Consider the following 26,137-nt stretch of genomic DNA (forward strand, 5'->3'; position numbering starts at 1 on the left):
TGGCGGCTGAGAAGGCTTGCGCCAAAATGGCCGAATGAGTCAGACCCCTTCTGCGAACGACGCCCTGGTCGGCGTACCAAGCGACCGACTGTGGTTGCGCTCAGAGTTGATGGGCACCCAGGTGATCACCCGCGATTCAGGACGTCGCCTGGGCGTGGTCGGGGAAGTGATCGTGGACATCGACCGCAGGGAGGTGGTGGCCGTTGGGTTGCGTGACAACCCCCTGACCCGTTTCCTGCCGGGCCTGCCTCGTTGGATGCCGTTGGATCGCATCCGCCAGGTGGGTGATGTAATTCTTGTGGATTCCGCCGATTCCCTCAGCGAGGGATTCAATCCGGAGCGCTACAGCCGGGTTATCAACAGTCAGGTGATCACCGAATCCGGACGCCAGCTGGGCAGGGTGTTGGGCTTCGCCTTCGATATTGAAACCGGGGAACTCACAACCCTCGTGATGGGAGCCCTCGGAGTTCCCCTGCTGGGTGAAGGCGTTCTCAGCACCTGGGAGATGCCCGTTGAGGAGATCGTCAGCAGCGGGCCGGATCGAATCATTGTTTATGAGGGCGCTGAGGACAAGCTCAAGCAACTCAGCAGTGGTGTGCTGGAGAAGCTGGGCGTCGGCGGCCCCAGCTGGGAGGAACAGGAGCGGGAGCGTTATCGCGTCAATCTGGTTCCGGTCGAAAACCAGCTCGGTGCCGGTCAACCCGTCGAACAGGAGCAACGACGGCTGAAAGCCTCCGAAAGCGAGCGTTTTGAAGCCGATGAAGAGCTGGAGTACGTCGAACTGGAGGATCGCCGTCAGGAACCGACATCGCGCAGGTTGTATCTCGATGAACCGGAGGATCGTTACCGTCCTCGCGAGGAACCCATTGATCGCTACGGATCCCGGGACGACGAACCCATCGACCGCTACAGAGCACCAAACGAGGAGCGCTACGAGCCTGAGCCAGCACCGAGACGCGTCGTACCAGCGTCACGTCGACCGGTGCAGCAACCCGGTGAGCCCCTCGATGTGGAGCCATTGCAACGTCGGCAGGACGAACCACGTCTCGAGGTCGAGGAGCGCCGCGAAGAAAGCCGGGACGACAGCCGGGACGACAGCCTCGACGATCCCTGGTGATGCGGTTCAATGCGAACGTCTTCAGTGCGGATCCCTTGTGAGCACAGCGCCTGTTCGCCGACCTGAACGTCGACTTCGCGCCGTACCAAGACAAAACTCCAGCACGCGAATCACTCCGGAACTGATCTACCGGGGGCTGGTGTTGGTCATGCTTGGAGTGATTGCCCACGCCGTGGCAAAGCCCTCAGCGCTCGACCGCTGTATTCGCAGTCGTTACCAGCAGGTCTTGGACAGCCATCAGCTCAGCGACCATCAGATCACCAAAGAAATCCGTCAAAGCGAATTCAACAAAGCCACCAATTTCTGCAATGGCGGCAGCGGCCGACTGAGCTGGAGCAACTAACGCCTCAGCGTTGTTCAAACGTCAGAGACGCACTGTTCACGCAATAACGCTGGCCTGTGGGTGCCGGGCCATCCGGAAAGACATGGCCGAGGTGGGCATCGCAGCGGGCGCAATTGATTTCGGTCCGAACCATGCCATGGGCGAGATCCTGCTTCGTGGTGATCGCTCCCGGGGAAACGCCTTCCCAAAAACTTGGCCAACCAGTGCCGGAGTCGAATTTGGTCTCTGAGCTGAACAAAGGAGATCCGCAGCAGACGCAGTGGTAAATGCCAGTGGCCTTGTTGTTCCAGAAGGCCCCAGTGAACGCCCGTTCAGTTCCGCCGCAGCGCGCCACTTGATATTGCTCGGGTGTCAGGGAGGCCTTCCATTCCTCGCTGCTGCGCTGGAGGCGCTCAGGGCTGGTGGTCATCACAACTCGCACGTGCGGGTGGCACCCTAAGCAGATTCAATCGCCTTGGGCAGCAAGGCCCGAACCTCCTCGGCCAGAGCATCGACAGCACCAGGGCGTCCCCGCAGAGATCGCAGATCCTCACGCTGCCCCTCCAGCCGCTCGGGAGCAGCAAGCCATGAAGCGGCCTCCTCAGCGATCTGCTGAGGAGTGATCGCCCCCACCCGCTCGGGAACCACCACCCGTCCCGCATGGATGTTGGGCCATGCCATCAACCCGTTGTGACGAAGGCGCCAGAGGGTGAGCAAGACACCAATCAAACGCCTCAACCCCGGCAGACGGGCCAGCAGACCCAGGCCCCCATCCCAGGCCTGCATGACCTCCAGATGCTGGGTTGGGACGAGCACAATCATCGGCACCGCCAAAGCCCCGAGTTCAGCTGTGTTGGCACCCACTGTTGTGAGGGCCAGATCGCACTGGCTGAGGGCGGCATGGGCCGGATGCTGCGCAATCAATTCGATCCGGGTGCCGGCTGCCGTCACAAGCCATCCCTCACCAACCTCAGTCACGGTGACCCCATAGTCTGCGGCGATCGGGTTCTCCTGACCGGCAAATCGCAACAACTCCGCCACGCTGGTGGTCGGGGCGACCGGGAGAAGAAAGCGACACGCTGGCCGTTGCCTGGCCAGGCGGTCGGCCGTGTCCAACAGAAACGGAACACCGATCGACAGCTTGGCTCGCTTGGAACCTGGCAACAGCGCCACCCACTCGCCGTCGGGGAGTGGGTCATCTCCGCGGGCGAAGGATGAGAGGTCCGCCATCAGATCACCCACCACTCGGCAGCGAGGGCGCTGAGCCAGCGGCAGCTGATCGCGCACAGTCTCGGACATGGCCGCCACCCGATCGTTCCAGCCAGGCCAGCGGGCCACCCATTCCGCATAGGTGATGTGGCGGTATCCCAGTCGAGCCGAAAGAAGAACGGTCCAGAACTGATCACCGCCTAGAAACACCACAACCCCCCGGCGCGGCCAGGGGCCAAAACGGCGGGGACGCAACAACAGGCTCCAGAAATGGCGGGCCGGCAGGATTCGCTCGAACTGTCGCCAGGGTCGCGCCGCCTCCACCTCGTGACCGGTGGCATTCGGACAGGGCACCAGCACCAGCTGCAGCGACATCAACGCTTCAGGAGTGCGCGGACGCAACGGCAAGGTGGCGTGCAGACGCTCAGCCAGTGGACGTACCCAGGTCGTGAGCTCGCCTGGTCCGTTGCTGACCAGAACGACGGCGAGTCCCGAATCGGCCTGCGCTGGACTAGCCAAGGAAAAGGAAGTGCGGATGGCGAGACTTGAACTCGCAAGGCCGAAGCCACACGCCCCTCAAACGTGCGTGTCTACCAATTCCACCACATCCGCGTGGTCGATTCGGCCTCTCGGACCGGATCGAGAAAGGATCATACCGACCGGTGGAGCGGCTTCTGCTCGCGCTGATCGTCGCTGATACGATCCGGCCTCTGGCCTATCTGCTGCGGGATGCCCATCGGCAAAGTCCTGATCGCCAACCGCGGCGAAATCGCTCTCAGGATTCTTCGCAGCTGTCGAGAATTAGGGATCGCCACTGTCGCGGTTTACAGCACCGTCGATCGCGATGCGCTGCACGTCCAACTGGCCGATGAAGCCGTATGCGTCGGAGAGGCTCTCAGCAGCAAGAGTTATCTGAACGTCCCCAACATCCTGGCGGCAGCGACATCCAGGGGAGTCGACGCCATCCACCCCGGCTATGGCTTCCTGGCTGAAAACGATCGTTTCGCCGAGATCTGCCGGGACCATGGCATCACCTTCATCGGCCCCTCCCCCCACGCCATCCGGTCCATGGGGGACAAGTCAACGGCGAAGACCACGATGCAGGCCGTCGGGGTGCCGACGGTTCCAGGCAGCGAAGGGCTGTTAGCCAGCCCCCAGGAAGCAGCCGAGCTGGCGGCCCAGATGGGCTACCCCGTGATGATCAAGGCCACAGCCGGGGGCGGCGGTCGCGGCATGCGACTCGTGCCAGGGCCTGACCAGCTGGACAATCTGTTCAAGGCCGCTCAGGGCGAGGCCGAGGCCGCCTTCGGCAATCCCGGCCTGTACATGGAGAAATTCATCGACCGGCCCCGTCACGTTGAAGTTCAGGTGCTCGCCGACCGCCATGGCAACGTTGTTCATCTCGGAGAGCGGGACTGCTCGATTCAGCGGCGCCACCAGAAGCTTTTAGAGGAGGCACCAAGCCCTGCTCTTGATCCTGAGCTGCGTCGCCGAATGGGGGAAGCCGCTGTCGCCGCAGCCCGCAGCATCGAATACGAGGGAGCCGGAACGGTGGAGTTCCTGCTGGATCGCAGTGGCGGGTTCTATTTCATGGAGATGAACACCCGCATCCAGGTGGAGCATCCCGTCACTGAAATGGTCACGGGAATCGATCTGATCGCCGAACAACTGCGCATCGCCGGCGGTGAGCCGATCAGTGTGCGTCAGGAGGAGATCCGGATGAACGGTCACGCCATCGAGTGCCGGATCAATGCCGAGGATGCCACCCACAACTTCAGACCGGCACCGGGGCGGATCACAGGATGGCTGCCGCCAGGCGGGCCGGGTGTGCGAGTCGACAGCCACGTCTACACCGGCTACGACATCCCGCCTTTTTACGACTCACTGATCGGTAAGTTGATCGTCTGGGGGCGAGACCGCAACAGTGCGATGACCCGAATGAAACGGGCCCTGAATGAATGTGCAGTGACGGGAATTCCCACCACCGTTGAATTTCACCTGGACCTGCTGGAACGCCGGGAGTTCATCGAGGGGGACATTCACACCAAATTCGTCGAACAGGACATGCTCAACTGAGTGCCGCTGCTTCAGCCAGCTGCCAGTTGTGAGCGAAGCAGGATCTGAGAGAGCAGGCCTTGCTGGCCCACAAGCAGTTCTCGAATCAGGCTGACCAAGCCAACCCAGATCACAGGAGTGACATCCACTCCGCCGATGGGTGCCACCAGTCGCCTGGTGAAAGACAGCACGGCCTCGGTGGGCCAGGCGATCAGGGGCCAGGCTCCCTTGCTGAGATCGACCTGTGGATACCAGGTGAGAACGATCCGCAGGAGAAAGGCCACAGTCCAAAACGCCAGCAGCAACCCGAGTCCCAGGTGAATCGCTGGAAGGAGCTGAAGGAGCAGTGGCGTCACAAAGATCAACGCAATGGACGTCGCATCGTAGAAAGCGGGTCCTTCTCCTTAAGATCAACGCGGTACAACCGCAGAACACCTCAGCGCCATGACCCCCTCTCTGTCCAATTTTCTGAGCAGCCTGATCTGGGGAGGCGTGATTGTGGTGGTGCCTGTCACGATCGGCCTGATCCTCGTCAGCCAGACAGACCGTCTCGATCGCAAACTCTGAATCTTCACTGGCGTCCCTCGTAAACTGAGGACCACGAAGGGGCGGATCCTTGGTTAACGCCAGTCTCAACTGGGCCAGCATCGTGGGAATCGTGCTGGCCGTTGGTGGAGCTTTGCTCTACTTCATGAGGTCGTTTAAGCCAGCACTAGCAAGGGATTACGACGTTTTCTTCGCGGCGATCGGCTTGCTTTGCGGTGGAATTCTGATCTTCCAGGGATGGCGGCTCGACCCAATCCTTCAGTTCGGACAATTTCTGCTGGCTGGAACAACCGTGTTCTTCGCCTACGAGAGTGTTCGACTCCGCGGTGTTGCAACGGAGCAGGCCAGACGTTCGGCCTATTTCGATGATGAGCCGGCACCCTCACGCAGCCCGGCGGGAGGACTAAGCGGTGGATGGGACGAGTCCTATGAGCGCTTCGACGAACCTCAGCCTCTGCGTCGACGCTTCAACGGCAGGGATGAGGAACCTGAAGAGCGAACGGAAGAAGACTTCTACCGTCCCAGACGCGTCAGCCGTGCAGCGATTCCAGAGCAGGCCGCCAGCCGCCGGCCGCGCGACCGAGATGACGCACAAGGCGACTGGGACCGGGATGACGAACGCAGCCGCCGTCTAGCGCGGTTCCGTGCAGGCGAGGAAACCAGTGATCGACGCCCGGACTTTGGCGACCGTCGCAACCAACGCGATGTGCAAAAACGTGGGAGTCGGCCGAGTGGTCGAACCAGCAGCCCTGATCGAGCCAACAGCCCTGATCGAGCCAAGAGACCTGATCGAGCCAACAGCCTTGATCGAGAGCCTCGCGACACACCCCGCGGCGCCCCTGTGAAGCCGGCCGCCGAAGATGCCGCCTTCAGTCCAAGACAAAGTTCAAGGCCACGTCAGACCACGCCAGGCGAAGGGCCTTCCGTGAGTTCCGCTGCTGGCAGCCGGCCAACGCCGCGGAGTTCCCGACCAAGGGACAACAGCCCGAGGGACAACAGCTCCCGCTTCGACGACTGAAACGCCTTACCGGTCCCCTACTGCTCTCGTTGATCGTGCTGACGATCAGCGGCTGCGCCGGGCGCAGCGAACGGACCGCTGGTTCATTGCCGGATCGCAGCCAGCAGGACCCTGCGATCAGTGGAGATGGACGCCTGCTGGCCGTGATCACTGAACGGCGCGGGCGCCCAAGTGTTCAGCTGAGAAATCTCCAGGACGGCCGCATCCTGCCCCTGTCCCAGCTCAATCGTCACCAGCCCCACAGTTCACCCTCCCTGAGCTGGAACGGGCGGTACCTGGCCCTGATCACCCAGAGGGGACAGCGCCGGCTGGCCGTCGTGGCAGATCGTCTCACCGGTCGACTCCATCCTTTGCCACTCCCCGGCGGGAGAGATCCCGTGAAGCTCAGCCTTGCTCCCGATGGCAGCCAGCTGGCGCTGCAGGTGGCGGATCAGGGGCAATGGCGGGTGGAGCTGCTGGACCTCAGTCCCATGCTGGAAGCGGATCGTCCAGGGGGCGCCAGGACGACGACACCCACCACCAATCCGTCGCCATGAGGGGGCCTTGGGCTGCGCTTCTCCTGCTGCTCATCATCGGTTGCAGCGATCCGCGTCCGCAGCCACGCAGCGATCTCAATGGCCTGCTTCGTCAGGCCGGCAGCCGCCGGGACCCAGCCCTTGGCCAGCGTTGGCTGGCGAGCCTCACGCAACGCGGCGGACGGGAGCGCATTGAGCTGATCGATCTGCGCAATCGCAAACCCGTTCCGCTTCCAGGGTTGAACCGGGCTGATGGCCAACCGATCGATGTCTCCGTCAGTGCCGATGGGGAGAGGCTGGCAGTTGTCGAGCAACGACAGGGCCGCACCGAATTGTTGCTGTACCGGCGGAGTCAGGCCGCTGTTCAGAGAATTCCCATCGAACCAGCCGGCGTCCCGCGAGCCGTCAGTCTTGATGCTCAGGGGAAACGGCTCGCCGTACAGATCAGCCGCGACGGCCGCTGGCAGGTGGACCTGATCCGACTGCCCTGATCAGCGAACCAACCCGGCCCAATGAAGAAAACTGTCACCGCTGAGGGCCTCGATCAGGAGCACCGCCGCAAATCCCAACATTGCGAAGCGGCCATTCACCCGCTCCGCGTAGGCGCTCCAGCCGAAGGCGGGGACATCCGTCGTGGTGGCTGATGTCGTCGTTTCCGCTTTCGTGGGATCGCTCGGGGACTCAGAAGGGCTGTTGGTCATCCGAGGGATTCAGGGACGTCCGAAGTCATAGCTGGCGGCGGGGATCAGCCGCCATTCCCCCGTGCCGGACAGGTCCAGCACGGTGTCGTGAAACGACTTCAGGGTTGGCCTGTGTCCAACACTGATGAACGACACCTCGCGATCGCGCAGAAGGTCGTAAAGGCGAGATTCCGTTTCCACATCCAAGGCACTCGTGGCCTCATCAAGCACCACAACCTTGGGCGAATTCAGCAGCAGCCTGGCAAAGGCCAACCGTTGCTGCTCTCCAAGAGACAGCAGCCGCGGCCAGTCCTGCTTGATATCAAGATCGGGGTAGCGCTGCATCAATTTGCCAAGCATCACCTGATCGAGAACAGCACGCAGCTGGTCGTCGCTGAAGCGGGCCTGATCGAGGGGATAGCAGAGCTGTTCCCGCAGGGAACCAAGCGCCATGTACGGCTTTTGCGGGATGAACAACAGATCACCCTGCCCAGGGGATTCCACCGTGCCCGTGGGCGATCCCCAGAGTCCACTCACCACACGGAGCAGAGAGGTCTTGCCACATCCGGATGGTCCAACGACGAGAAGTCCTTCCGATGGTTCCAGTGAAAAGCTCAGATCGCGCACCAGGACGTTGTCCGTCCGAGGCGTTTTGACCGTGACACCTTTCAACGCCAATCGATCGGAAGGAACAATCTTGGGGACAAAGTCACTCCATTCCTCGGGATCCAGATTGGACACATTGGATTGAAAGCCCTCCAGCCTGTTCACCGAGGCGGAGAAGCGGGCCAGTGCTTCGATGTTGTAAACGATGAAAAACAATGAGCTTTCAACGAGGTTGTAAGCGACATTGGCTTGTGCGAAGCCGCCATAGTCCATCTCACCTGCGAGGATCGGTGCCGCAAGAATTAGATAGGGGATGAAATTACTGGCGTAAATACTGGATCTTTGCAGCACCCTTAGAAGCACCTCCCAGACAATAAGCAGATTGAAGTTTTCAACCGCCGTGGCGAGTCGCCGCGTAACTTCTTTCGACTCCTGTTGCTCTCCTGCGTAGAAAGCGATGGATTCGGCATTGTCACGGATCCGCACCAATCCGTAACGAAAATCGGCCTCGTAACGGAGCTGGAAATTGTTTAGTCGCACCAACTTCCTACCGGACACGATCATCAAAATCGAGACGGCGGATGCGTATACAAGCAAAGCTGAGGTTAAACTTTCACTAACGGAATAAAGTATAAGAATATTGAGAGAAAAAGTTAAAATTGAATCAAAAATATTGATCGCAAATTGCAAAGCTTGCGCTGTAAAATCTTTAACATCTTCAGAAATCCTCTGATCAGGATTATCAACATTTGTAGCCTGCTCATCATTGGGATTGAGGACGTAATATGCCCGGTCCCGCAGGTAGTCATCCACCAGATTCAGCGATAACCACTCGCGCCAAAACAGTCCCAATTTCTGGGTGAAATAAAACTGAAAGCTGCGAATCGGCAGGGCGACCGCAAAGCAGATGCCATACACCCAGAGGTTGCGATAGGACGCATCACTATCCTTGGAAATCAGAGCATTGGTGAGATCCCGAGCAATGAAGGTAATTCCTGCATTGATACCGTTAACACTCAACAGCATCAGGATGATCAGCCCGAGAAATAACCAAGGCAGCCAACGGCGCTGACGCAGACGCAAGCGATAGGCAATGAAACAGCCGACGCCCAATGCGAACAGCAAGAGAATGAATTGCCCCCAACAGAGCAGACCAAGCCCAGAACTTTTTAGAAAGGGCGTGAGGGTGCTGATCGGAACGGTCCAAAACCGGGAGAGTCCGATGACCATCGCGAACTGATTGGCAGCCAGGGCTGGAGCCACAACTCCCACCAGGGCAAACAGGCCCGAGATGGCGAACTGCACTGTGAGGCCCCAGCTGATGATCAGCGACGGGAAACAGAGCCAAGCCTTGGTTGAGAAGCCGCGCCGCAAGCGGTCCTGACAGATCAGGGAGATCACCAGAGCAACGGGATAAATCCCAAGAGACAGCTGTCCCCACGACACGATGTCGATGATCGGCAGTGACCAGAGCGAAGCGATCGCCCCCTGCACACCCCCCAGGTACTGCGAGGTGAGTTGCGGCCAAACAACCCCCAGAAGCGCCATCAAACCGGACAGCAGCCCAAGCACCGTCCCTGCAACGCAGAAGAGCAGAGACAACAGAAGCAGAGCAAACTGCCAGCCGTTGCTGTCGCTGTAAGGCAGGAAATAGGGCTGGGAGAGGCGACGCAACCTCGTCAGCTGAACCCGAAACGACTGCAGGGACGCCATAAACTCAACTTCCTGCAAGTCATTCTGGCGACTACTCGCCGCCATGGACGTCCCCAATCAGCCTGGAGGCCAGGTCAGGGGACGACCGCCAATGACATGCACATGCAGGTGGAAAACGGTCTGCCCAGCAGCAGCGCCGCTGTTGACCACCGCGCGCCAGTCCTCAAGTCCCTCCCGCTTCGCCAGCTTGGCTGCCACTAAGAGCAGATGCCCCAGAAGTGCTTCATGCTCCGCAGCGGCGGAACGCAGGCTCTCGATCGGCTCGCGGGGGATCACCAGCACGTGGACAGGGGCCTGGGGAGCAATGTCACGAAAGGCCAGACAACGGTCGTCGCTGTAGACCTCATCACACGGAATCTCGCCACGGAGAATTTTCCCGAAAATCGTGTCGTCCGCCATGGATCGGGGGAGAAGGAACTGCCAAAAGCTGGGACAGGCAGGGCATGGATTTGATACCTCTCCCTAGTCCTTGCCGATGCTGGCACGTTGTCTGAGTGCATCCCTTCAGGGCCTCGAGGCCCGTCCTGTCACGGTCGAAGTGGATCTGGCCCCGGGCCTGCCCGGAGTTCAACTGGTGGGACTGCCGGACAAGGCGATCCAGGAATCGAGGGAACGGGTGCGTTCAGCGCTTCGCAACAGTGGGTTCCGGGGCCCGTTGGTTCGGGTTGTGATCAATCTGGCCCCAGCCGATGAACGCAAGGAGGGTCCCTCCTTCGATCTCCCGATCGCCCTGGCCCTGCTGGTGGCGAGTGGCCAGCTGGATGCTCCGCTGCTGGATGGACTGTGGTGTGCCGGGGAACTGGGCCTGGACGGCCGCCTGCGGCCATGCCGGGGCGTGATCGCCATCGCCGAACTGGCGGCTCGGAAAGGCGCCAAGGCTCTGCTGGTGCCCCCGGACAACGCCATTGAAGCCGCCCTGATCCCAACGCTCACGGTGAGAACCGCCCAGGGGCTGCGCGAACTGGTGGACGAGCTGCAGCAACGGCGCCCAGGGCTCACCGTGTCTCCGGCGAGTCAGCCGGCAAAGGCCATATCCGGAAACAGCCCTGACTTACCGGACAGCGAAACCGGAAGCCAGGCCCTGGCCCTCGCGGCCGCCGGGGGGCATCACCTGCTGCTGGTTGGCCCGCCGGGCTGCGGAAAAACCAGGCTGGCCCAGTCCCTGCCCCGACTGCTGCCGCCCCTGGAGAGCAATGAAGCGCTGACCGTCACCAAAATCCATTCAGTGGCCGGGATGTTGTCGCAACCAGCGGATCTGCAGCGGCAGCGCCCCTTTCGAGCACCCCACCACCGCTGCACCGCCGCCGCCCTGCTTGGAGGCGGTCTCCATCCCATGCCCGGTGAACTGAGCCTGGCCCACGCGGGAGTTCTGTTTCTGGACGAGATGGCCGAATTCCCCAGGTCCGTTCTCGACCAGCTCCGCCAGCCTTTGGAAGAGGGTCAGATCCGGCTCAGCACGGCACGGCGCAGAGCCACCTTTCCCTGCTCCATCACCCTGGTGGCTGCGACCAACCCCTGTCCATGCGGGTGGCATGGCGACAGCCGTCATGCCTGTCGTTGCACTGAAAGTCAAAGGCGGCGCTACTGGCAGCGACTGTCAGGCCCCCTGCTGGATCGCATCGATCTGCAACTGCGGCTCGAACGGCCAACAGCACGCTGCATACGCGCCACGATCGCCAGTGAACCAGCGACGAATTCCGGTTCCCGCTGGATCTCCGCAAACCGCATCGAATCAGCACGGGAACGCATGCGAAAACGCAATCCAAAGGGCTGCTCCAACAAGCAGCTGTCCGCCAAACAGCTTGGAGATGGCGGTGGATTTCATCCTGAAAGCCTGCGCCTCTGGGAGCACATCGTTGAAAAACGCTCACTCTCAACCCGCAGTGGTCTGCAGTTACTGCGGGTGGCACGCACCATTGCCGATCTGGATCAGATGGAGACGGTGCCAGATGAAGCCATCGCACAGGCCAGTTTCTTTCGCTGTTCAGATCTCTTGATCCCGGCCAGTTCCTACTGATCCGTTCGCCTTACTCCGCTTCCGCTGTGGAATCGCGGTAAAGATAAATGTGGCCCAGAGCTTTCTTGCCGTAGGCACGGCGCATCAATGACCAGCCCGGTTCGAAGTTCAGCTTGAGAAAGCCACTGGCATTTCCACCGGATCGAGCCACCAGGTAGCTCTTCTGGGATCGGTCCCGGGTTGGGGTCGCCAAGAGCTCGATGTCGTTGGTGGTCTTAACGACTACAAGCCGGTAACGGGTCCCCAGATCGTTGCCTCCAATCCGCAGGGAATAGCCGTTCCCATCGATGTAGCGATTGCAGATTCCTGTGAAATCGAAGGTCGACAGAAGGGGGTCCACCACAGCAGGGCTGCCGGTGCCGCTGGAATAACAGGGCCGCTTCTCACTGCGCTGCTCATAGATGTTGAGCTGGGAGCGTTCGCCTGCTCCGATCGGCGCCGCCACCAGGATGAATTTGGATTGATCAACGGGAATCGCATTGAACAACGAGCCCTGAGCGAAGGAGGACGGGACTCCAGCGACAAGGCTCAACAAAGAGAGTCCAGCTGCAGGAAGAAAACGCGCCAACACATCCATTGGGAGAGTTCTTCGGATCGTAAAAGTCATCGACTTGGGCGTCCCGTTCGATCAGGCCGGTTTGTTGAGGCGAATCGCTACAAGAAGTGTCCCAACCGTTCCTGGGACCGCCAACGCAAGAATCCAGCTCGTGGTGGTCACGCCCAGATCGGGATCTCCATAAGCCAGTTCGAAGACGCAACCGGTGCTGGCGATGCCGAGCACACAGGCCAGGGCCAGGAACACGCCGGCGAGGGGTTTCATCGGCATTGAATCAGCTCAGGAAACGGACTGAACATGCTGGCGCTGGAAGCCGTGCTCCTTGAGCTCCTTCTGCAAGCCAGCCTCATCTGTCACACGATCGACAAACAACACGCCATTGAGGTGATCCATTTCATGCAGGATGCAGCGGGCCATCAGCCCGTCCGCCTTCATCTTCCTGGGACGTCCCATCTCATCGCGGAAGCTGAGCTCAATCGCCGTTGGTCGCACCACATCGAGATAAACCCCAGGGATGCTCAGACAACCCTCTTCATAGGTATCGAGTCCTGCACTGGCTAAGCTGATCTCAGGGTTGATCAACACCAGCGGCGGTGTTGTGGGGTTGTCGAGATCAAGGTCAATCACGAGCAGCTGCTGGTGCACCCCCACCTGAGGGGCCGCCAGTCCAATCCCCTTTGCGGTGTACATGCTGCGCAGCATGTCCCTGGCCAGATCGCGCACCTGTTCATTCACCTTGCCGATGCGGCGGGCGGGCTGACGCAGCACCTCGGCTCCGAGGGTGTGGATCTCCAGTGGGGGAGTCTCCAATCCCTCCTTCGGCACCAACATGGTGTCCCTGGATTTATCCGCCGCGCGGGCCAAGTGAGCGAAGCTTCCAGCCAAGAATCACCCTCCGTCGGTCCCGCATGTTAAGCGGCTTGAATCGATCGCCATACCCCGAGGCCATGCCGTTGTCGCCACTGCCCGTCGATCAGGCCGTGGGGCGCTTGCCAGGCCTCAAGGAGCCGCGACTGCTGCCTGGGCACGATGGATACTGCTGGCTGCTGTGGCTGGAGCAGAGACCCCAGGAACGGGGGCGAACCACCGCCCTGATCCGTCGCTTCGGAGCCGCCAGCTCCACCGCATTCGAGCTCACACCCGCACCAATCAACCTGCGCAGCCGCGTCCACGATTACGGCGGCAACGTCCTCGCCGCCGGCTTGGACAACGACCGGCTGACGCTGGCCTGGGTCAGTGGAGGCAACCTCTGGAGGCAGGCATGGCAACTGCCCACCGACGAGCTGGCAGCGCCAACGGCCATGGGCGATCCCGTGCAGCTGACACGCGCGGACAACAGTGATTTCGCCGATGGATTGCTGGACCTGAAGCGCCGTTGCTGGATCGGCGTCCGCGAAATCGATGGACGCGACGCGCTGATACGCATCGATCTCGACCAGCCTGTGCAAGACCCTGAACAACTGCACCAGCCGGCTGATTTTCTTGGCTACGCCTGCCTGAGTCCTGATGGCGATCAGCTGGCCTGGCTGGAATGGCAGCAGCCGGCCATGCCATGGGACAGCAGCCAGCTTTGGCTGGCTGACATCGATCCCGATGGCGGGCTGCAGACACCCCGCTGCATCGCCGGCGGCGATGGGATCTCCGTGTTCCAGCCCCAGTGGCTTCCTGATGGACAGCTGCTCGTCGCCGAGGACAGCAGTGGCTGGTGGAATCTGATGCTGCGGCAGGGTCAGGAATGGCGACGCCCCTGGCCATTGGCAGCGGAAACCGCCATGCCTCAGTGGGTCTATGGAATGAGCACCACGGCCTGGGATGGCGAAGCCCTTCTTGCAGCGGTGTGCGCCGAGGGGGCCTGGTCGCTGAAGCGCCTCTGGCTGGACGGCCGCGTTGAATCAGTGGAGCAACCCTTTGATGATCTCGCCGGACTGCGGGCGAACAACGGTTGCGCCGTGGCCGTGGCCAGCAACAGCTGCACCGGTGCAGGACTCCTGGAACTCACCCTGACGGGCCAGGTCGAATGCGCCTGGACCCATGCAGCCGCCGTGACGGCTGTTCTCAAGGAGGCTGAGATCAGCCGGGGAGAACCCCTCTGGTTTGACGGTCACGACGGCCGGCCAACCCATGCCTGGTATTACCCACCCAGCGCGGCAGTGGATGGTGCGGCGCCACTGTTGGTGAAAAGCCACAGCGGACCGACCGCCATGGCCCGCCGCGGCCTGAGCCTTGCGATTCAGTACTGGACCTCCCGCGGCTGGGGGGTGGTCGATGTGAATTACGGCGGCTCCACCGGTTTTGGCCGGGCCTACCGGGAGCGACTCAACCGAGGCTGGGGCGTTGTGGATGTGGCGGACTGTGCTGCTGCGGCCCAAGCTCTGATCCGCGCCGGGCGGGCCCATCCGGAGCAGATCGCCATTGAAGGGGGCAGCGCTGGCGGCTTCACAACCCTGGCCTGCCTCTGCTTCACCGATGTGTTCCGCGCCGGTGCCTGCCGTTACGCCGTTTGTGATCTCGCCGACATGGCGGAGGACACCCATCGATTTGAGGCCCGGTATCTCGATCAGTTGGTGGGGCCATGGCCTGACGAACAGGAGACCTATGCGGCCCGTTCACCGCTGCAACACGCTGACCAGATCCGCTGTCCCGTGTTGTTTTTCCAGGGAATGAAGGATCGCGTGGTCCCGCCTGCACAAACGGAACGCATGGCATCAGCCCTGCGTCACAACGGCATCGCCGTGGAGGTGCGCCTGTTTGAAGACGAAGGCCATGGATTCCGGGACAGCGCCGTCCAGATTCAGGTGCTGGAAGAAACGGAAACCTTTTTCCGGCGCCATCTCGGACTTTGATCGTTGACAACGGTCCAACCCAGCTGAAACTGCAGACGTTGCGCGATTTAGAGCCTCAACGCGATGTCGTTCTTTCAACGCTGGCTGCGTGAATTCACCCAATTCTTGTTCAGCAAGGGGAATGCCCTGGACTTTGCTATCGGCGGTGTGGTCGCCGTTCAGTTCAACCAGATCGTGAACACCATCACGGGCGATTTGCTAATGCCCCTGATCAACCCATTGGTGCCTCAGGGAGATTGGAAGGATCTGAGCATCCCCTATTTCGGAGGGGAGATCGCTGTCGGCAAGTTGATGGACGTCACCTTGAACTCTCTCATCGTTGGCTGGGCATTGTTTTTCATCGTCAAAACCATCAAAAAGTTGGAACACCTAGCTCATAAACCCAATAGCGAATCCAATGCAGACGGCTGATTGAGAGCAGGCTCTCGCTTGTGGGTTGCCCCTCAGGTGTGAGCCTTGAGAAAATCGACCGTGGAAGCGAGTTCCTCACTGAAACAGTCGATTTCATCGATTGTTGTGATGAAACTGAGGCTTGCCCGGGCTGATGCAGTGACGCCATACAAGCGATGCAAAGGCTGGCAACAGTGGTGCCCGCTGCGAATGCAGATGCCTGACGCATCCATCAGAGCGGCGATGTCATTGGCATGAACGCCATCAACCAGGAAGGTGGCCAGAGCGCCGCGCTCCGGTTGTTGATCAGGCGTGGGGCCAAGGATCCTTACGCCATCGATCGCCTCCAGCCTGGCGAACAGATGACGGGTGAGTTCAGCCTCCCAGGACTGAATGTCCTTGAGACCAATGTCCTGCAGGTAACGCAGCGCAGCACCCATGCCCACGGCTTCACCAATGGCGGGGGTCCCGGCCTCGAACTTATGGGGCAGATCCGCCCAGGAGCTGCTCTCCAGAAACACATCCTGAATCATTTCGCCGCCGCCAAGGAACGGAGGCATCGCCTCGAGCAACGCCTCACGAGCCCAGAGGAAACCCATGCCGGTGGGACCACAGAGCTTGTGCGAGGAACCCACCAGGAAGTCGGCATCTAGATCCGAAACGTTGATGGGCTGATGGGCCAGGCTTTGGCAGGCATCCACCAGCACAAGGGCACCAACCTGGTGGGCTGCGGGGATCACATCCCCGAGCGGATTGCAGCAACCGAGGGTGTTGCTGACGTGCACCAGGCTCACGAGGCGGGTGCGGTCGCTGAGCTTGGATCGAAAATCTTCGAGATCCAGACGGCCGTCATCGGTGAGCCCGACATGACGGAGCCGGCAACCAGTGCGCTGAGCCAGCAGCTGCCAGGGCACCAGATTGCTGTGGTGCTCCATCACGGTGAGCAGCACCTCATCGCCCTCTTTGAGGTTGGCGTCGCCCCAACTGCGAGCCACGAGATTGATCGCCTCACTGGCATTGCGGGTGAACACGATCTCCCGCGCACTGGCTGCTCCGATGAAGCTGGCCGCTGTGCTGCGAGCGGCCTCGAAGTCCTCGGTGGCTCGGGCACTGAGCTGATGGGCACCGCGGTGAACGTTGGCGTTATCGCAGGAGTAGTAGTGCTCGAGAGCGTCCAACACCTGGCGGGGCTTCTGGCTGGTGGCCGCGTGATCGAGATAGATCAGCGGCCGACCGTCGGCCGATCGCTGCGCCAGGATCGGGAAATCTGAACGATATCGATACGCAGTCGATTCAATATCGTTACTGGGACGTGCCACTGATGCCTCTGAGGTGGTCATGGGGACATTCCCTCCATGACGCGCTGCAACGGGGACCAAGGCAGCGCCGCATCGGGCAGCTGATCAATCACCTCCTGGCACACACCCCTCAGCAGCAGAGAAGCAGCGGCATCAGCCGAGATGCCACGGCTACGCAAGTAGAAGAGCTCATCATCCTGGAGCTGACTGACCGTCGCTCCATGCGCGCAGCGCACGTCGTCGGCAATGATCTCCAGTTCAGGCTTGGTATCGATCCGTGCCCGCTCCGAGAGGAGCAGATTGCGGCTGAGCTGAGCGGCGTTGGTGCGCTGAGCATCGCGTGGCACCTGGATCGCCCCATTGAAAATGGCGTGGGATCGACCGCTGGCCAGGCATTTCTGCAGCTGATCCAACTCCCCATCCGGCCCATCAAAACGAACGGCGCTGTGGGTAGCCATTTGCTGCTCAGCAGCGCTGACAGCCAACCCCCGCAGTTCGGTGCGGGCCTGACCATCAACCTGAACGACCCGGGGTTCCAGCCGACCGAATGACCAGCCCTTCACCACGGACGTGAAAGCGTAATGACTCCGCGGCTCCTGCTCCACAGCGACATGGGCCAGCAGGGAGGATTCACCGGTGGCGGTCGCGAGGCATCCATGGTTCAGACGCGCGTCCTGACCGAGATGCGCTTCGAGAACATGGCTATGAGCTGAAGCACCCGTCCCCAGAACCACCTGAAACAGATCCAGGTGCGCACTTTCCTCAAGCAGAAGCAGCACCCGGGTGGTGGACAAGCCAGTTCCTCCGCAAATCACCAGCTCCAGAGGGGTCAGTTCTCCACGTCCTCGTAGAGCCAGCACCTGATGGCAAGACGCATGATTCAGCTCGACCGGCCAAGCATCAGCACAACCGCAACGATCCAGGGTGTGTCCGAGAGCCTGTTCAAGCTCGATCGGTTCGAGCACGCTCAACCCTGATGGAAGCGTGACATCGGCGAGCGGATCAGCGACACCATCGAGCACGAGTCGCAGCACACCGGATGCTGCCGGCGGCAGTTCACCGGGATGAACGGCACCGGATGCAATGGGCAGATCAGTAAAACGCTGAAGCCGGCGTAGATCCGTCAGTCGCCATGACTCCTCTCGACGCGTGGGCAGGCCCAGCCTTTCAAGAGCTTCACGACCGCGCTGTTGCACCGGTGTCAGCAGACTTCCCGCCACGGTCAAGACGCTCCCTGCGCCGCAAGTTCACGATCAACCCAGTCGTAGCCGGTCTGCTCCAGTTCCAGCGCCAGCTCGCGACCACCTGTACGCAGGATCCGCCCATCGGCCATCACATGGACGTAATCAGGTGTGATCTCATCCAGTAACCGCTGGTAGTGCGTGATCAACAACGTTGCGTTCTCCTCTGTTGCCAGCTGATTGACCCCCCCCGCCACGATGCGGAGGGCATCGATATCAAGGCCGGAATCGGTCTCATCAAGGATGGCTACCACCGGCTTCAGCAAGGCCATTTGGAGGATCTCATTGCGCTTCTTCTCGCCACCGGAAAAGCCTTCGTTCAAGCTGCGTTCGAGGAAAGCGGGATCCATCTGAACAACGTTGAGTTTCTCCCGCACGTGATCCTCAAAATCAAACGTGTCGAGTTCCTCCTCGCCGCAGCTCTGGCGTCGGGCATTGGTGGCAACCCGCAGGAATTCCAGGTTGCTGACGCCAGGAATCTCCACCGGATACTGAAAACCGAGAAACACCCCCAAACGGGCCCGCTCCTCGGGCTCAAGCTCAAAGAGATCACGACCGCGGTAGCTCACGGATCCGGCGGTGACTCTGTAAGCGGGATGGCCAGCAAGAACTTTGGAGAGGGTGCTTTTGCCACTGCCATTGCGACCCATCACCGCATGTACCTCGCCAGCTCGAACGCGGAGATTCACCCCCTTCAGGATCGGCTGATCATCCACAGACGCCTGCAGGTCGGTGATGTCGAGAAGCAGTTCGGCGTCGGAGCGAATCACGTTGGAGGAGAGAACAGCAAATAGGAAACAAACGAGGCGGTGGGATCAGCCCACGGAGCCCTCAAGCTTGAGGGCCAGCAGCTTGTCAGCTTCGGCGGCGAACTCCATGGGCAACTGGTTGAACACATCCCGGCAGAAACCGCTCACCATCATCGACACCGCCTCTTCAAAACCGATGCCCCGACTCTGCAGGTAGAACAGCTGATCCTCCGAGATCCGGCAGGTGCTGGCTTCATGTTCAATCGCCGCCTGAGGCTGCTGAGAACGGATGTAGGGGTAGGTGTTCGCCGCGGCCTGATCTCCGATCAGCATCGAATCGCACTGGCTGTAGTTGCGTGCACCTCTGGCAGCAGGGCCCATCTGCACCAGCCCGCGGTAGCTGTTGCTTGAGCGTCCGGCACTGATGCCCTTGCTCACGATCGTGGAGCGCGTGCGAGGGCCTACATGCACCATCTTGGTTCCGGTGTCCGCCTGCTGGCAGTTGTTGGTGAGGGCCACGGAGTAGAACTCACCAACGGAATCGGCCCCTTGAAGAACACAGCTTGGGTATTTCCAGGTGATGGCTGAACCGGTCTCCACCTGGGTCCAGCTGATGCGGCTGCGCACACCGCGGCACTGGCCGCGCTTGGTGACGAAGTTGTAGATGCCACCAACACCGTTTTCATCTCCGGCATACCAGTTCTGAACGGTCGAGTACTTGATTGAGGCATCATCGAGAGCCACCAGCTCCACCACGGCGGCGTGGAGCTGATTGGTATCAAACATCGGAGCGGTGCATCCCTCCAGATAGCTCACGGAGGCCCCTTCCTCAGCAACGATGAGCGTGCGTTCGAACTGGCCCGTGTCCCCGGAGTTGATCCGGAAGTAGGTGGAGAGCTCCATCGGGCACTCGACACCTTTGGGGATGAACACAAAGGAGCCATCACTGAACACCGCTGAATTCAGTGCAGCGAAGTAGTTGTCGTTACTGGAGACCACCGTGCCCAGGTAGCGCTCGATCAACTCGGGATGGTCCTTCACCGCTTCGCTGAAGGAACAGAACACGACGCCGTGCTCCGCCAGCTTCTCCTTATATGTAGTGGCAATCGAAACGCTGTCGAACACAGCGTCGACAGCCACGTTGCTCAGCCGCTTCTGTTCGCTGAGTGGGATGCCCAGCTTGTCGAAGGTTTCAAGCAGCTTTGGATCAACTTCATCCAGGCTGTCTTTCTTGTCCTGCTGCTTGGGAGCGGCGTAATAAACGATGTCCTGGTAGTCGATCGGGGGATGACCCAGGGCAGCCCAGTCCGGCTCCTCCAGGGTCAGCCAGTGCCGGAACGCCTTCAGCCTGAAGTCGAGCAGAAACGCAGGCTCCTGCTTCTTTTCGGAGATCAGGCGAACAACCTGTTCACTCAGCCCCTTGGCGATCTTGTCAGTCTCGATCTCAGTGACGAAACCGTATTTGTACGGCTGACTGACAAGATCGCGGGTGGAGGTGCTCGTCATTCAGATCAGCCAGCTGTGGCGTGGATCGTTTCAGTGCTGATCGTCTGGGCCTTCTCTTCACTGGCGAAGGGGTTGTCCTCGGTGAGAAACAGCATGCAATGGCATTCCTTGCGTTCCCGCATCGGCACACAGGGACAATTCCAGAACGCCTGTGAAACCTCTGCTTCTTTGTCTTCGTAATGACGGCAGGGGCACAGAGCTCCGCCAAGCTCGTCCTTATGTCGGGCCAGTCCCTTCAGAACAACGGCCGTAACGCTGGGATCGGTGCAGAAATAAGTTCCGGTCCGCTGCGCGTAGGTCTCAGCGAACTTGCGGATCACTTCAAGACTTTCAGCGCTGGGCTCTGGCGTGGCGTCAGACATGCGGTGGAAGGAATTACGAAACCCTCGGGTTTCCTTTCTTCAAGCCTAGGTCAGCAGCCACGACCGCAGTGATCCCGCCACAGGGATGACCATGAATTGGAGCACAACCTTTGCGAAAGCCATCGCGAACGCCATTCCGATGCCATCGTGGGGACAGCGAACCCAGTCGATGAGAGCGCCGGCCCAGGCCAGCAACCGCGAGACCGTTCTCACTCTGCTGCTGCGCCGGGGTGAGTCGGAGGCGTCTGTGCTTGCCGAAACCATGGGGATTTCCGTGCAGGCGATGCGTCGCCATCTGCGGAGCCTGGCGAACGAGAACCTGGTGGAATCCACCCCGATGTCGACGGGTCCGGGCCGACCAAGCAACCGCTGGCACCTCACCCGGAAGGGGCGGGATCACTTCCCTGACGGCAGCGGACACTTCGCCCTTGGCCTGCTCGATTCCATGCGAGCCACCCTGCCCCCGGAAACGGTGGCCAGCCTGCTGAATCAACAGGCGCTCGACAAGGCCGCCCAGTACCGCCACCAGCTTGGGGATGCTCCCCTGTCGCAGCGGCTTCAGAAGCTCGCGGACCTCAGACGCATCGAGGGCTACGTCACGGAGTGCCTCCTCGATGACGACGGCAGCTGGAAACTGCAGGAAATGCATTGCTCCGTGCAGCGAATCGCTGAAGAATTCCCAGCGGTCTGCGACCAGGAGCTGCTGTTGATCCGCAACACGGTTCCGGACTGCGAGGTGGAGAGGGTTCACTGGCGCCTTGAGGGAGGCCATGCCTGTGGCTTCCGCATCACCCCTGGCCGTTGAGATGACCGAGCCCGAGGGCCCCCTGAGCCGCGAGGTGATCGAACGCATTGACGCCACCCAGCTTCCTCAGCTGGAACGCCATCACCTGCGGCTGCTCGCCCATTGCCTGGCCTGTTTCAAGACCATGCAACCAAAACCATCGGACGGATCCCTGCCCAGGGAAACGAGTCGCCGGCACTGGTGCCTGGAGCAGCCGCGGATCGCTGAAGACCCCGAGTTTCTGGATCGATTGCTCGAGCAGCTCGACGTTGCCGCTCTGCAACTCGAGACGATTGCCCAAAACCTGCAGATCCCGCCGATGACCCTGACGCTCGACGCCCTGATCACGGCTGCGGAGGCCCGCTGCCAAACTCAGGGTTGATCCCGAGACGCTGATGCCCCTTGAGATCCCGGACGCCATCCGTTTCTTTCAGCTCAGCTGCGGGCGCTGGCGCTCCCAACGCAGCCAGCACCATCTGCTGCATCGTCGAGCCGAAGCCGGTGCCTCATTCATCGTGGTGGAGGAGCTGCTTAAAGGGGATGCGCGGTTGGCGGAGATCGCCTCCCGCAACAACGAAGCCGCCGAGCGCATCGTCGGAGGCTGCTGGGTGCGCTGGAGCGGCTCGATGGCCTGGGACCGCGCCGGCGAATCCCATGAAGACCAGACCATGTTCGGCCTGATCCCCGACGACGAAAGCGGCCGCAGCGGCCTGCTGCTGCGTGATCGGGGTTATGCCGAGAAGGCTCCCGTCGCTGGTCGCTTCCGCATGGACGACGAGAACGGTCTGATCCTCACCACCGATTACGAAATGATGAGCTCGCTGGAGCGCTTCTGGTTCGCCGGCGAGAACCTGCGGCTGCGCACCAGCACGGTGCAGGGGCTGTCGAACAACGCCTCCTTCTGCATGGAAACGCGCCAACTGGACGATGTGGTCCCATCTGCACCGAACCGATCGCGCCGCTCCCCAGGCCAGGCACCCTTCGGCTGGTAAGCACAAGTACTCAGCAAGAGTATTACGGCTTGTAATCGCTGCCGACGCCATGGAAGGAGGGACTCGGACGGCTTCTACGATCCGTCGCAGTGGACGTTGACGCACGCGTGGCCATCCCCCTCCTCAAGTACGCACCGATCACCCAGAACGCCCGGGTTGCGGCATTGCGTACCAACTGCGAGGAGGACGAGCGTTCCTACTCCAGGGACATCGCCATCGACGGCGACAACCTCAAAACGGTGATCGAGAGCGCCTACCGCCAGATCTATTTCCATGCCTTCGCCTCCGATCGGGACGCGAACCTGGAATCCCAGCTCCGCAACGGCGAGATCACCGTCCGGGACTTCATCCGGGGGCTGTGTCTGTCCGACACTTTCAAGCGGAGCTTCTACAACCTCAACAACAACTACAAGGTGGTGCGCCACCTTGTGCAACGCCTGCTGGGTCGCAAGACCGGCGGCAAGTCAGAGGAGATCGCCTGGTCGATCGTGATCGCCACCAAGGGTGTGGAAGGAATGGTGGATGAGCTCCTGAACAGCGAGGAGTATCTGGATGCCTTCGGTTACGACCGGGTGCCCTTCCAGAGAAACAGGGTGCTCCCGGGTCGTGACCTTGGCGACACACCCTTCAACATCACCACCCCCCGTTACGACGAGTACTACCGAGGGATTCTCGGCTTCCCTCAGATCGTGTTCACCGGGCCGACCAAATCGATTCCGGCTCGTTCCAAAGTCAAGAGAGGGGGTGCACCGAGCGACTACATGGATTGGGTCAAGGACGTCTCCATCGGGCGGGCTCAGGGTGGAAACCCGAGCACCGATCTGGATTACATGGCGAGGGTTCCCTACCGCAGCATTGGCCGCTGAAGCGTTACGGAACACGTCTGATCGCAAAAAAGGCGGGGGCAATCCCCGCCTTTTTTGTTGTCTGCACAAGCGATCCCGGGGAACGAGCAGCCCGCGGCAGTCAGTAGATCCTGACCCTCAGGGTCTTAAGCGTTCAGAAAGGAATTTTTAAGCGCAAAATGATCCCAAATGAATTCTGAGGTTTTTGGACGTGTCCCAAACCCTGTCATCCCTGGCACGTCTAACTCTGCGCCAACTTCGGCAGATCGCCAGCGACATGGGCGTCCCCCTCTACAGCCGCAAGAGCAAGGAAGCCCTCGTTGACGAGGTTGCACAACGCCAGGAGAAGCGTGGTGGCGATCTCAAGGCCATCGAAGCCGAACTGACAGCCCCATCGATCTCATCCACCGAAACGCGGGTTGTTTTCCTGCCTCGCGATCCCCAGTGGGCCTATGTGTTCTGGGAGATTTCCGACGACGATCGGAAGCGTGCCCAGAAGGAAGGTGCAAGCCGGCTGTGCCTGCGACTTGCCGACGTCACCGGCATTCACGACGGCAGTGCCCACCCCCACACCTTGCAGGAAGTCCCTGTCGACAGCCACAGCACTGAGTGGTATCTGCCTGTTCCTCTTTGCGACCGCGATTACCGCGTCGAGCTGGGATATCGGATCAACAATGCCTGGATGTCCCTGGCCTTCTCCTCCGTGGCCCGCGTCCCTGCTCTCCACCCGAGCGAGCAGATCCTCGACCAATTCGTGCCCTTCAGCCTGGAATCGGCAGCTCCTGCATCCGCTCCAGCTCCCGTGACTCCTGCCGAGCCCAGCGACAGTGGCTTGCACGAGCGCCTCTACCAAAGCGCCACCGTTCACTTCCGCAGCCGCAGGGTTGGTTCCGAGGAATTCCAGGAAGGCATCGACAGCGGCGATCGCAGTGGCCTGAGTGATTCAGGAATCGGTCTCTGGGCAAGCGGACGCAACGAGTCCGGCCTGGGAGGCGTGACGCCACGTCAACGATCTTTCTGGCTTGTTGCCGATGCTGAGCTGATTGTGTACGGCGCCACTGATCCATCGGCCCGTCTCACCATCGGTGGCGAAGATGTGCCCCTCTCCACCGATGGCACCTTCCGGATTCAGGTTCCCTTCCGCGATGGAGATCAGGTGTATGCCGTCGAGGCCACCGCTGCCGATGGTGAACAGAAACGCAACATCACTCTCAACTTCCAGCGCCAGACCCCTGAAGACAACAGCAATCCGGCCAGCGAAGCAAAAGCTGAGTGGTTCTGAAGACGTCTGAATCCAATCAGGCCTTGCGCTGGTTCGTCGCCATCACCCCTCTTGCAGGGGCGATGGTCTTTCCCATTGCAGTTCCTCTCGTGATGGCAAGGATCAGCATCGGCGCCGGTGTTGCCCTTGCATTGGTGTTGAGCGCCATCTGGTTCATTGCCATGCTCAAAACCTCTGAAATGCCTCACTGAGCGATCTATGGATCAGTGCGAGTGTTGATGGGGAACACTCCAACAACATCGATCTGCTGAATCCCTGTCCCGTCCTTCCCTGCTGATCCCGCTTCTGTGGGTCTGCTGCTCTTGCAGCCAAACGGGCCAAATCGTTGGGGCAGCGCCGACTGAATTAGCCCTGCCAGAAGGCATTGAGGTGTTGTTCAACCACAGCGATGGACGTCGCTACCGCAGCCCGCTCACCGGGATATGGCGCAACGGCGACGACCTCGAACAGACCCTGGTGGATGCGATTGACGCGGCAGAGAGCGAAATCCTGGTGGCCATCCAACAGCTGACGCTGCCTCGTATCGCCAAGGCCTTGATCGCTGCTCAACAACGCGGGCTCAAGGTCCACGTGATTCTGGAAAACACCTACAGCACCCCCTGGAGCCGCCAACTGGCTGTCCATCTGCCCAAATATCAACGGCGGCAATGGCAACAGTTCAATCAATTGGCCGATCGCAATCAAGACGGCGTCACCACCCCAGCGGAGGCTGCCGATGCCGATGCCGTAGCGCTGCTGCTGAACGCCGGGATCCCCTTGATCGACGACACGGAAGACGGCAGCCGAGGCAGTGGCCTGATGCACCACAAATTCATGGTGCTCGATGGAACGCAGGTGATCACGGGCAGTGCCAATGCCACCAGCTCCGGAATCCACGGAGACGCTGGAGCCGCGAGCAGCCGCGGCAACGTCAATCATTTCCTCAGCATCCGCAGTCCAGAGCTCGCTGATCTCTTTCGCGAGGAATTCCAGCGTATGTGGGGTGATGGCCCTGGAGGCAAACAGGACAGCCTGTTCGGACTTGCCAAGGAGAGCGGTGGGGTCAAGACGGTGATGGTGGGGAAGACTCGAATTGACGTGTTGTTCGCGCCGCATCGAAAACGCGAGCCGGTCCACAGCCTCACGTGGCTGGGTGAACAACTCGCCTCAGCACAACGAAGCATTGATATGGCCTTGTTTGTCTTCTCAGCTCAACAGCTCACCTCAGTACTGCAAGGAAGAGTGGAGGCAGGTGTTGATGTGAGGCTCGTGGCCGATCCCGGATTCGCCAGCAGACCGTTCTCAGAAGTTCTGGATCTCTTGGGGGTCGCGCTGCCGGATCGGAACTGCAAAATCGAACGCAACAATCAGCCATTTGAACAGGCACTCAAAGGTGTCGGCACCCCTCGCCTCGCCCGCGGCGACAAGCTCCACCACAAGTTTGCGGTGATCGACAACAAAACTGTGATCACAGGCAGCTTCAACTGGTCACCCGCTGCCTCACACACCAAC

At 60.7% G+C, this 26,137-nt stretch carries 31 protein-coding genes and 1 tRNA gene; 17 read left to right on the forward strand and 15 right to left on the reverse strand.

All coding sequences use genetic code 11. The annotated features are described in order from the left end of the window. Positions 1 to 34: 34 nt before the first annotated feature. The gene (locus tag SYN9616_RS0109250; protein ID WP_028952828.1) at positions 35 to 1,117 is read left to right on the forward strand and encodes a PRC-barrel domain-containing protein; all 1,083 of its coding nucleotides are present in this window, start codon (positions 35 to 37) and stop codon (positions 1,115 to 1,117) included. Between the two features lie 37 nt (positions 1,118 to 1,154). Next, positions 1,155 to 1,460 (forward strand): hypothetical protein, encoded by a 306-nt coding sequence (locus tag SYN9616_RS0109255; protein WP_028952829.1) that lies wholly within the window; start codon positions 1,155 to 1,157, stop codon positions 1,458 to 1,460. A 4-nt stretch (positions 1,461 to 1,464) separates the two neighbouring features. On the opposite strand, the gene msrB is transcribed toward SYN9616_RS0109255, so the two are convergent. From msrB to SYN9616_RS0109270, 3 genes are all read right to left on the reverse strand, one after another. Beyond that, positions 1,465 to 1,869: a peptide-methionine (R)-S-oxide reductase MsrB gene (gene msrB / locus SYN9616_RS0109260; RefSeq protein ID WP_037990882.1), complete on the reverse strand. Its 405-nt coding sequence runs from the start codon at positions 1,867 to 1,869 to the stop codon at positions 1,465 to 1,467. A 26-nt stretch (positions 1,870 to 1,895) separates the two neighbouring features. Further along, positions 1,896 to 3,167, reverse strand: a complete 1,272-nt coding sequence (locus tag SYN9616_RS0109265) for a glycosyl transferase (RefSeq protein WP_028952831.1) — start codon at positions 3,165 to 3,167, stop codon at positions 1,896 to 1,898. 11 nt (positions 3,168 to 3,178) lie between these two features. After that, positions 3,179 to 3,260 (reverse strand) — tRNA-Leu (locus SYN9616_RS0109270). Positions 3,261 to 3,377: 117 nt separating this feature from the next. Between SYN9616_RS0109270 and accC the strand changes: the two genes are divergently transcribed. Then, a complete protein-coding gene (gene accC / locus SYN9616_RS0109275; protein WP_028952832.1) occupies positions 3,378 to 4,724 on the forward strand; it encodes an acetyl-CoA carboxylase biotin carboxylase subunit in 1,347 nt (448 codons plus the stop codon). 11 nt (positions 4,725 to 4,735) lie between these two features. Here the strand turns inward: accC and SYN9616_RS0109280 are convergent, their stop codons facing one another. Beyond that, on the reverse strand, positions 4,736 to 5,059 hold the full coding sequence (locus SYN9616_RS0109280; RefSeq protein WP_037990885.1) for a YggT family protein: 324 nt from the start codon (positions 5,057 to 5,059) through the stop codon (positions 4,736 to 4,738). A gap of 88 nt (positions 5,060 to 5,147) precedes the next feature. Here SYN9616_RS0109280 and psbX point away from each other — a divergent pair, with 88 nt between their 5' ends. From psbX to SYN9616_RS0109300, 4 genes are read left to right on the forward strand one after another with little or no spacing between them, the layout of a single operon-like run. Continuing rightward, positions 5,148 to 5,270 carry a photosystem II reaction center X protein gene (psbX, locus tag SYN9616_RS0109285; protein WP_028952834.1) on the forward strand — a complete coding sequence of 41 codons (123 nt, stop codon included), beginning with the start codon at positions 5,148 to 5,150 and terminating at the stop codon, positions 5,268 to 5,270. Positions 5,271 to 5,319: 49 nt separating this feature from the next. After that, positions 5,320 to 6,267 carry a Ycf66 family protein gene (locus SYN9616_RS0109290; protein WP_028952835.1) on the forward strand — a complete coding sequence of 316 codons (948 nt, stop codon included), beginning with the start codon at positions 5,320 to 5,322 and terminating at the stop codon, positions 6,265 to 6,267. A 38-nt stretch (positions 6,268 to 6,305) separates the two neighbouring features. After that, a complete protein-coding gene (locus tag SYN9616_RS0109295; protein WP_028952836.1) occupies positions 6,306 to 6,803 on the forward strand; it encodes a hypothetical protein in 498 nt (165 codons plus the stop codon). Then, positions 6,800 to 7,273: a hypothetical protein gene (locus tag SYN9616_RS0109300; RefSeq protein ID WP_028952837.1), complete on the forward strand. Its 474-nt coding sequence runs from the start codon at positions 6,800 to 6,802 to the stop codon at positions 7,271 to 7,273. The genes SYN9616_RS0109295 and SYN9616_RS0109300 overlap by 4 nt, the downstream gene beginning before the upstream one ends. Here SYN9616_RS0109300 and SYN9616_RS0109305 read toward each other — a convergent pair whose 3' ends face one another. Genes SYN9616_RS0109305 through SYN9616_RS0109315 form a run of 3 tightly spaced genes read right to left on the reverse strand, consistent with a single transcriptional unit; the run spans position 7,274 to position 10,180 of the window. After that, positions 7,274 to 7,483 (reverse strand): chlorophyll a/b-binding protein, encoded by a 210-nt coding sequence (locus tag SYN9616_RS0109305; RefSeq protein WP_028952838.1) that lies wholly within the window; start codon positions 7,481 to 7,483, stop codon positions 7,274 to 7,276. Between the two features lie 9 nt (positions 7,484 to 7,492). Then, positions 7,493 to 9,781, reverse strand: a complete 2,289-nt coding sequence (locus SYN9616_RS0109310; protein WP_028952839.1) for an ABC transporter ATP-binding protein/permease — start codon at positions 9,779 to 9,781, stop codon at positions 7,493 to 7,495. A 57-nt stretch (positions 9,782 to 9,838) separates the two neighbouring features. Further along, positions 9,839 to 10,180, reverse strand: coding sequence for a histidine triad nucleotide-binding protein (locus SYN9616_RS0109315; protein WP_028952840.1), 342 nt, complete (start codon positions 10,178 to 10,180; stop codon positions 9,839 to 9,841). Between the two features lie 76 nt (positions 10,181 to 10,256). Here SYN9616_RS0109315 and SYN9616_RS0109320 point away from each other — a divergent pair, with 76 nt between their 5' ends. Further along, positions 10,257 to 11,798: a YifB family Mg chelatase-like AAA ATPase gene (locus SYN9616_RS0109320; protein WP_028952841.1), complete on the forward strand. Its 1,542-nt coding sequence runs from the start codon at positions 10,257 to 10,259 to the stop codon at positions 11,796 to 11,798. Between the two features lie 10 nt (positions 11,799 to 11,808). Here the strand turns inward: SYN9616_RS0109320 and SYN9616_RS0109325 are convergent, their stop codons facing one another. The 3 genes from SYN9616_RS0109325 to def are packed head-to-tail and all read right to left on the reverse strand — an operon-like array spanning position 11,809 to position 13,239. Beyond that, positions 11,809 to 12,375: a DUF3747 domain-containing protein gene (locus SYN9616_RS0109325; protein ID WP_037990895.1), complete on the reverse strand. Its 567-nt coding sequence runs from the start codon at positions 12,373 to 12,375 to the stop codon at positions 11,809 to 11,811. A 51-nt stretch (positions 12,376 to 12,426) separates the two neighbouring features. Beyond that, on the reverse strand, positions 12,427 to 12,624 hold the full coding sequence (locus SYN9616_RS0109330; RefSeq protein ID WP_028952843.1) for a hypothetical protein: 198 nt from the start codon (positions 12,622 to 12,624) through the stop codon (positions 12,427 to 12,429). A 9-nt stretch (positions 12,625 to 12,633) separates the two neighbouring features. Continuing rightward, on the reverse strand, positions 12,634 to 13,239 hold the full coding sequence (gene def / locus SYN9616_RS0109335; RefSeq protein WP_028952844.1) for a peptide deformylase: 606 nt from the start codon (positions 13,237 to 13,239) through the stop codon (positions 12,634 to 12,636). Between the two features lie 62 nt (positions 13,240 to 13,301). Here def and SYN9616_RS0109340 point away from each other — a divergent pair, with 62 nt between their 5' ends. Then, entirely contained in the window at positions 13,302 to 15,197 is a 1,896-nt protein-coding gene (locus SYN9616_RS0109340) for a prolyl oligopeptidase family serine peptidase (RefSeq protein ID WP_028952845.1), read from the forward strand. Between the two features lie 63 nt (positions 15,198 to 15,260). Continuing rightward, positions 15,261 to 15,608 carry an MscL family protein gene (locus SYN9616_RS0109345; RefSeq protein ID WP_037990898.1) on the forward strand — a complete coding sequence of 116 codons (348 nt, stop codon included), beginning with the start codon at positions 15,261 to 15,263 and terminating at the stop codon, positions 15,606 to 15,608. Positions 15,609 to 15,640: 32 nt separating this feature from the next. Here the strand turns inward: SYN9616_RS0109345 and SYN9616_RS0109350 are convergent, their stop codons facing one another. Genes SYN9616_RS0109350 through SYN9616_RS0109370 form a run of 5 tightly spaced genes read right to left on the reverse strand, consistent with a single transcriptional unit; the run spans position 15,641 to position 20,743 of the window. Then, positions 15,641 to 16,927, reverse strand: a complete 1,287-nt coding sequence (locus SYN9616_RS0109350; RefSeq protein WP_028952847.1) for a SufS family cysteine desulfurase — start codon at positions 16,925 to 16,927, stop codon at positions 15,641 to 15,643. After that, positions 16,924 to 18,105 (reverse strand): Fe-S cluster assembly protein SufD, encoded by a 1,182-nt coding sequence (gene sufD / locus SYN9616_RS0109355; RefSeq protein ID WP_028952848.1) that lies wholly within the window; start codon positions 18,103 to 18,105, stop codon positions 16,924 to 16,926. Before sufD ends, SYN9616_RS0109350 begins: the two co-directional genes overlap by 4 nt. 2 nt (positions 18,106 to 18,107) lie before the next feature. After that, positions 18,108 to 18,896, reverse strand: coding sequence for a Fe-S cluster assembly ATPase SufC (sufC, locus tag SYN9616_RS0109360; protein WP_028952849.1), 789 nt, complete (start codon positions 18,894 to 18,896; stop codon positions 18,108 to 18,110). Between the two features lie 45 nt (positions 18,897 to 18,941). Beyond that, positions 18,942 to 20,381 carry a Fe-S cluster assembly protein SufB gene (sufB, locus tag SYN9616_RS0109365; RefSeq protein WP_028952850.1) on the reverse strand — a complete coding sequence of 480 codons (1,440 nt, stop codon included), beginning with the start codon at positions 20,379 to 20,381 and terminating at the stop codon, positions 18,942 to 18,944. 5 nt (positions 20,382 to 20,386) lie between these two features. Beyond that, the gene (locus tag SYN9616_RS0109370; RefSeq protein ID WP_028952851.1) at positions 20,387 to 20,743 is read right to left on the reverse strand and encodes a ferredoxin-thioredoxin reductase catalytic domain-containing protein; all 357 of its coding nucleotides are present in this window, start codon (positions 20,741 to 20,743) and stop codon (positions 20,387 to 20,389) included. A gap of 169 nt (positions 20,744 to 20,912) precedes the next feature. On the opposite strand from SYN9616_RS0109370, the gene sufR reads away from it, so the two are divergent. From sufR to SYN9616_RS15605, 7 genes are all read left to right on the forward strand, one after another. Further along, a complete protein-coding gene (gene sufR / locus SYN9616_RS0109375) occupies positions 20,913 to 21,548 on the forward strand; it encodes an iron-sulfur cluster biosynthesis transcriptional regulator SufR (protein WP_028952852.1) in 636 nt (211 codons plus the stop codon). Continuing rightward, positions 21,514 to 21,909: a hypothetical protein gene (locus SYN9616_RS0109380; RefSeq protein ID WP_232200270.1), complete on the forward strand. Its 396-nt coding sequence runs from the start codon at positions 21,514 to 21,516 to the stop codon at positions 21,907 to 21,909. The genes sufR and SYN9616_RS0109380 overlap by 35 nt, the downstream gene beginning before the upstream one ends. A 13-nt stretch (positions 21,910 to 21,922) precedes the next feature. After that, on the forward strand, positions 21,923 to 22,519 hold the full coding sequence (locus tag SYN9616_RS0109385; RefSeq protein WP_028952854.1) for a phycobiliprotein lyase: 597 nt from the start codon (positions 21,923 to 21,925) through the stop codon (positions 22,517 to 22,519). Positions 22,520 to 22,626: 107 nt separating this feature from the next. Further along, on the forward strand, positions 22,627 to 23,385 hold the full coding sequence (locus SYN9616_RS0109390; protein WP_028952855.1) for a phycobilisome rod-core linker polypeptide: 759 nt from the start codon (positions 22,627 to 22,629) through the stop codon (positions 23,383 to 23,385). 190 nt (positions 23,386 to 23,575) lie between these two features. Further along, a complete protein-coding gene (locus tag SYN9616_RS0109395) occupies positions 23,576 to 24,646 on the forward strand; it encodes a DUF4912 domain-containing protein (RefSeq protein WP_028952856.1) in 1,071 nt (356 codons plus the stop codon). After that, positions 24,637 to 24,837 carry a hypothetical protein gene (locus SYN9616_RS0109400; protein WP_028952857.1) on the forward strand — a complete coding sequence of 67 codons (201 nt, stop codon included), beginning with the start codon at positions 24,637 to 24,639 and terminating at the stop codon, positions 24,835 to 24,837. The genes SYN9616_RS0109395 and SYN9616_RS0109400 overlap by 10 nt, the downstream gene beginning before the upstream one ends. A gap of 178 nt (positions 24,838 to 25,015) precedes the next feature. Further along, positions 25,016 to 26,137: phospholipase D-like domain-containing protein (locus tag SYN9616_RS15605; RefSeq protein WP_071991445.1), on the forward strand; the 1,122-nt coding region annotated here is incomplete at its 3' end.

The organism is Synechococcus sp. CC9616, from assembly GCF_000515235.1.
Classification (GTDB): Bacteria; Cyanobacteriota; Cyanobacteriia; order PCC-6307; family Cyanobiaceae; genus Parasynechococcus.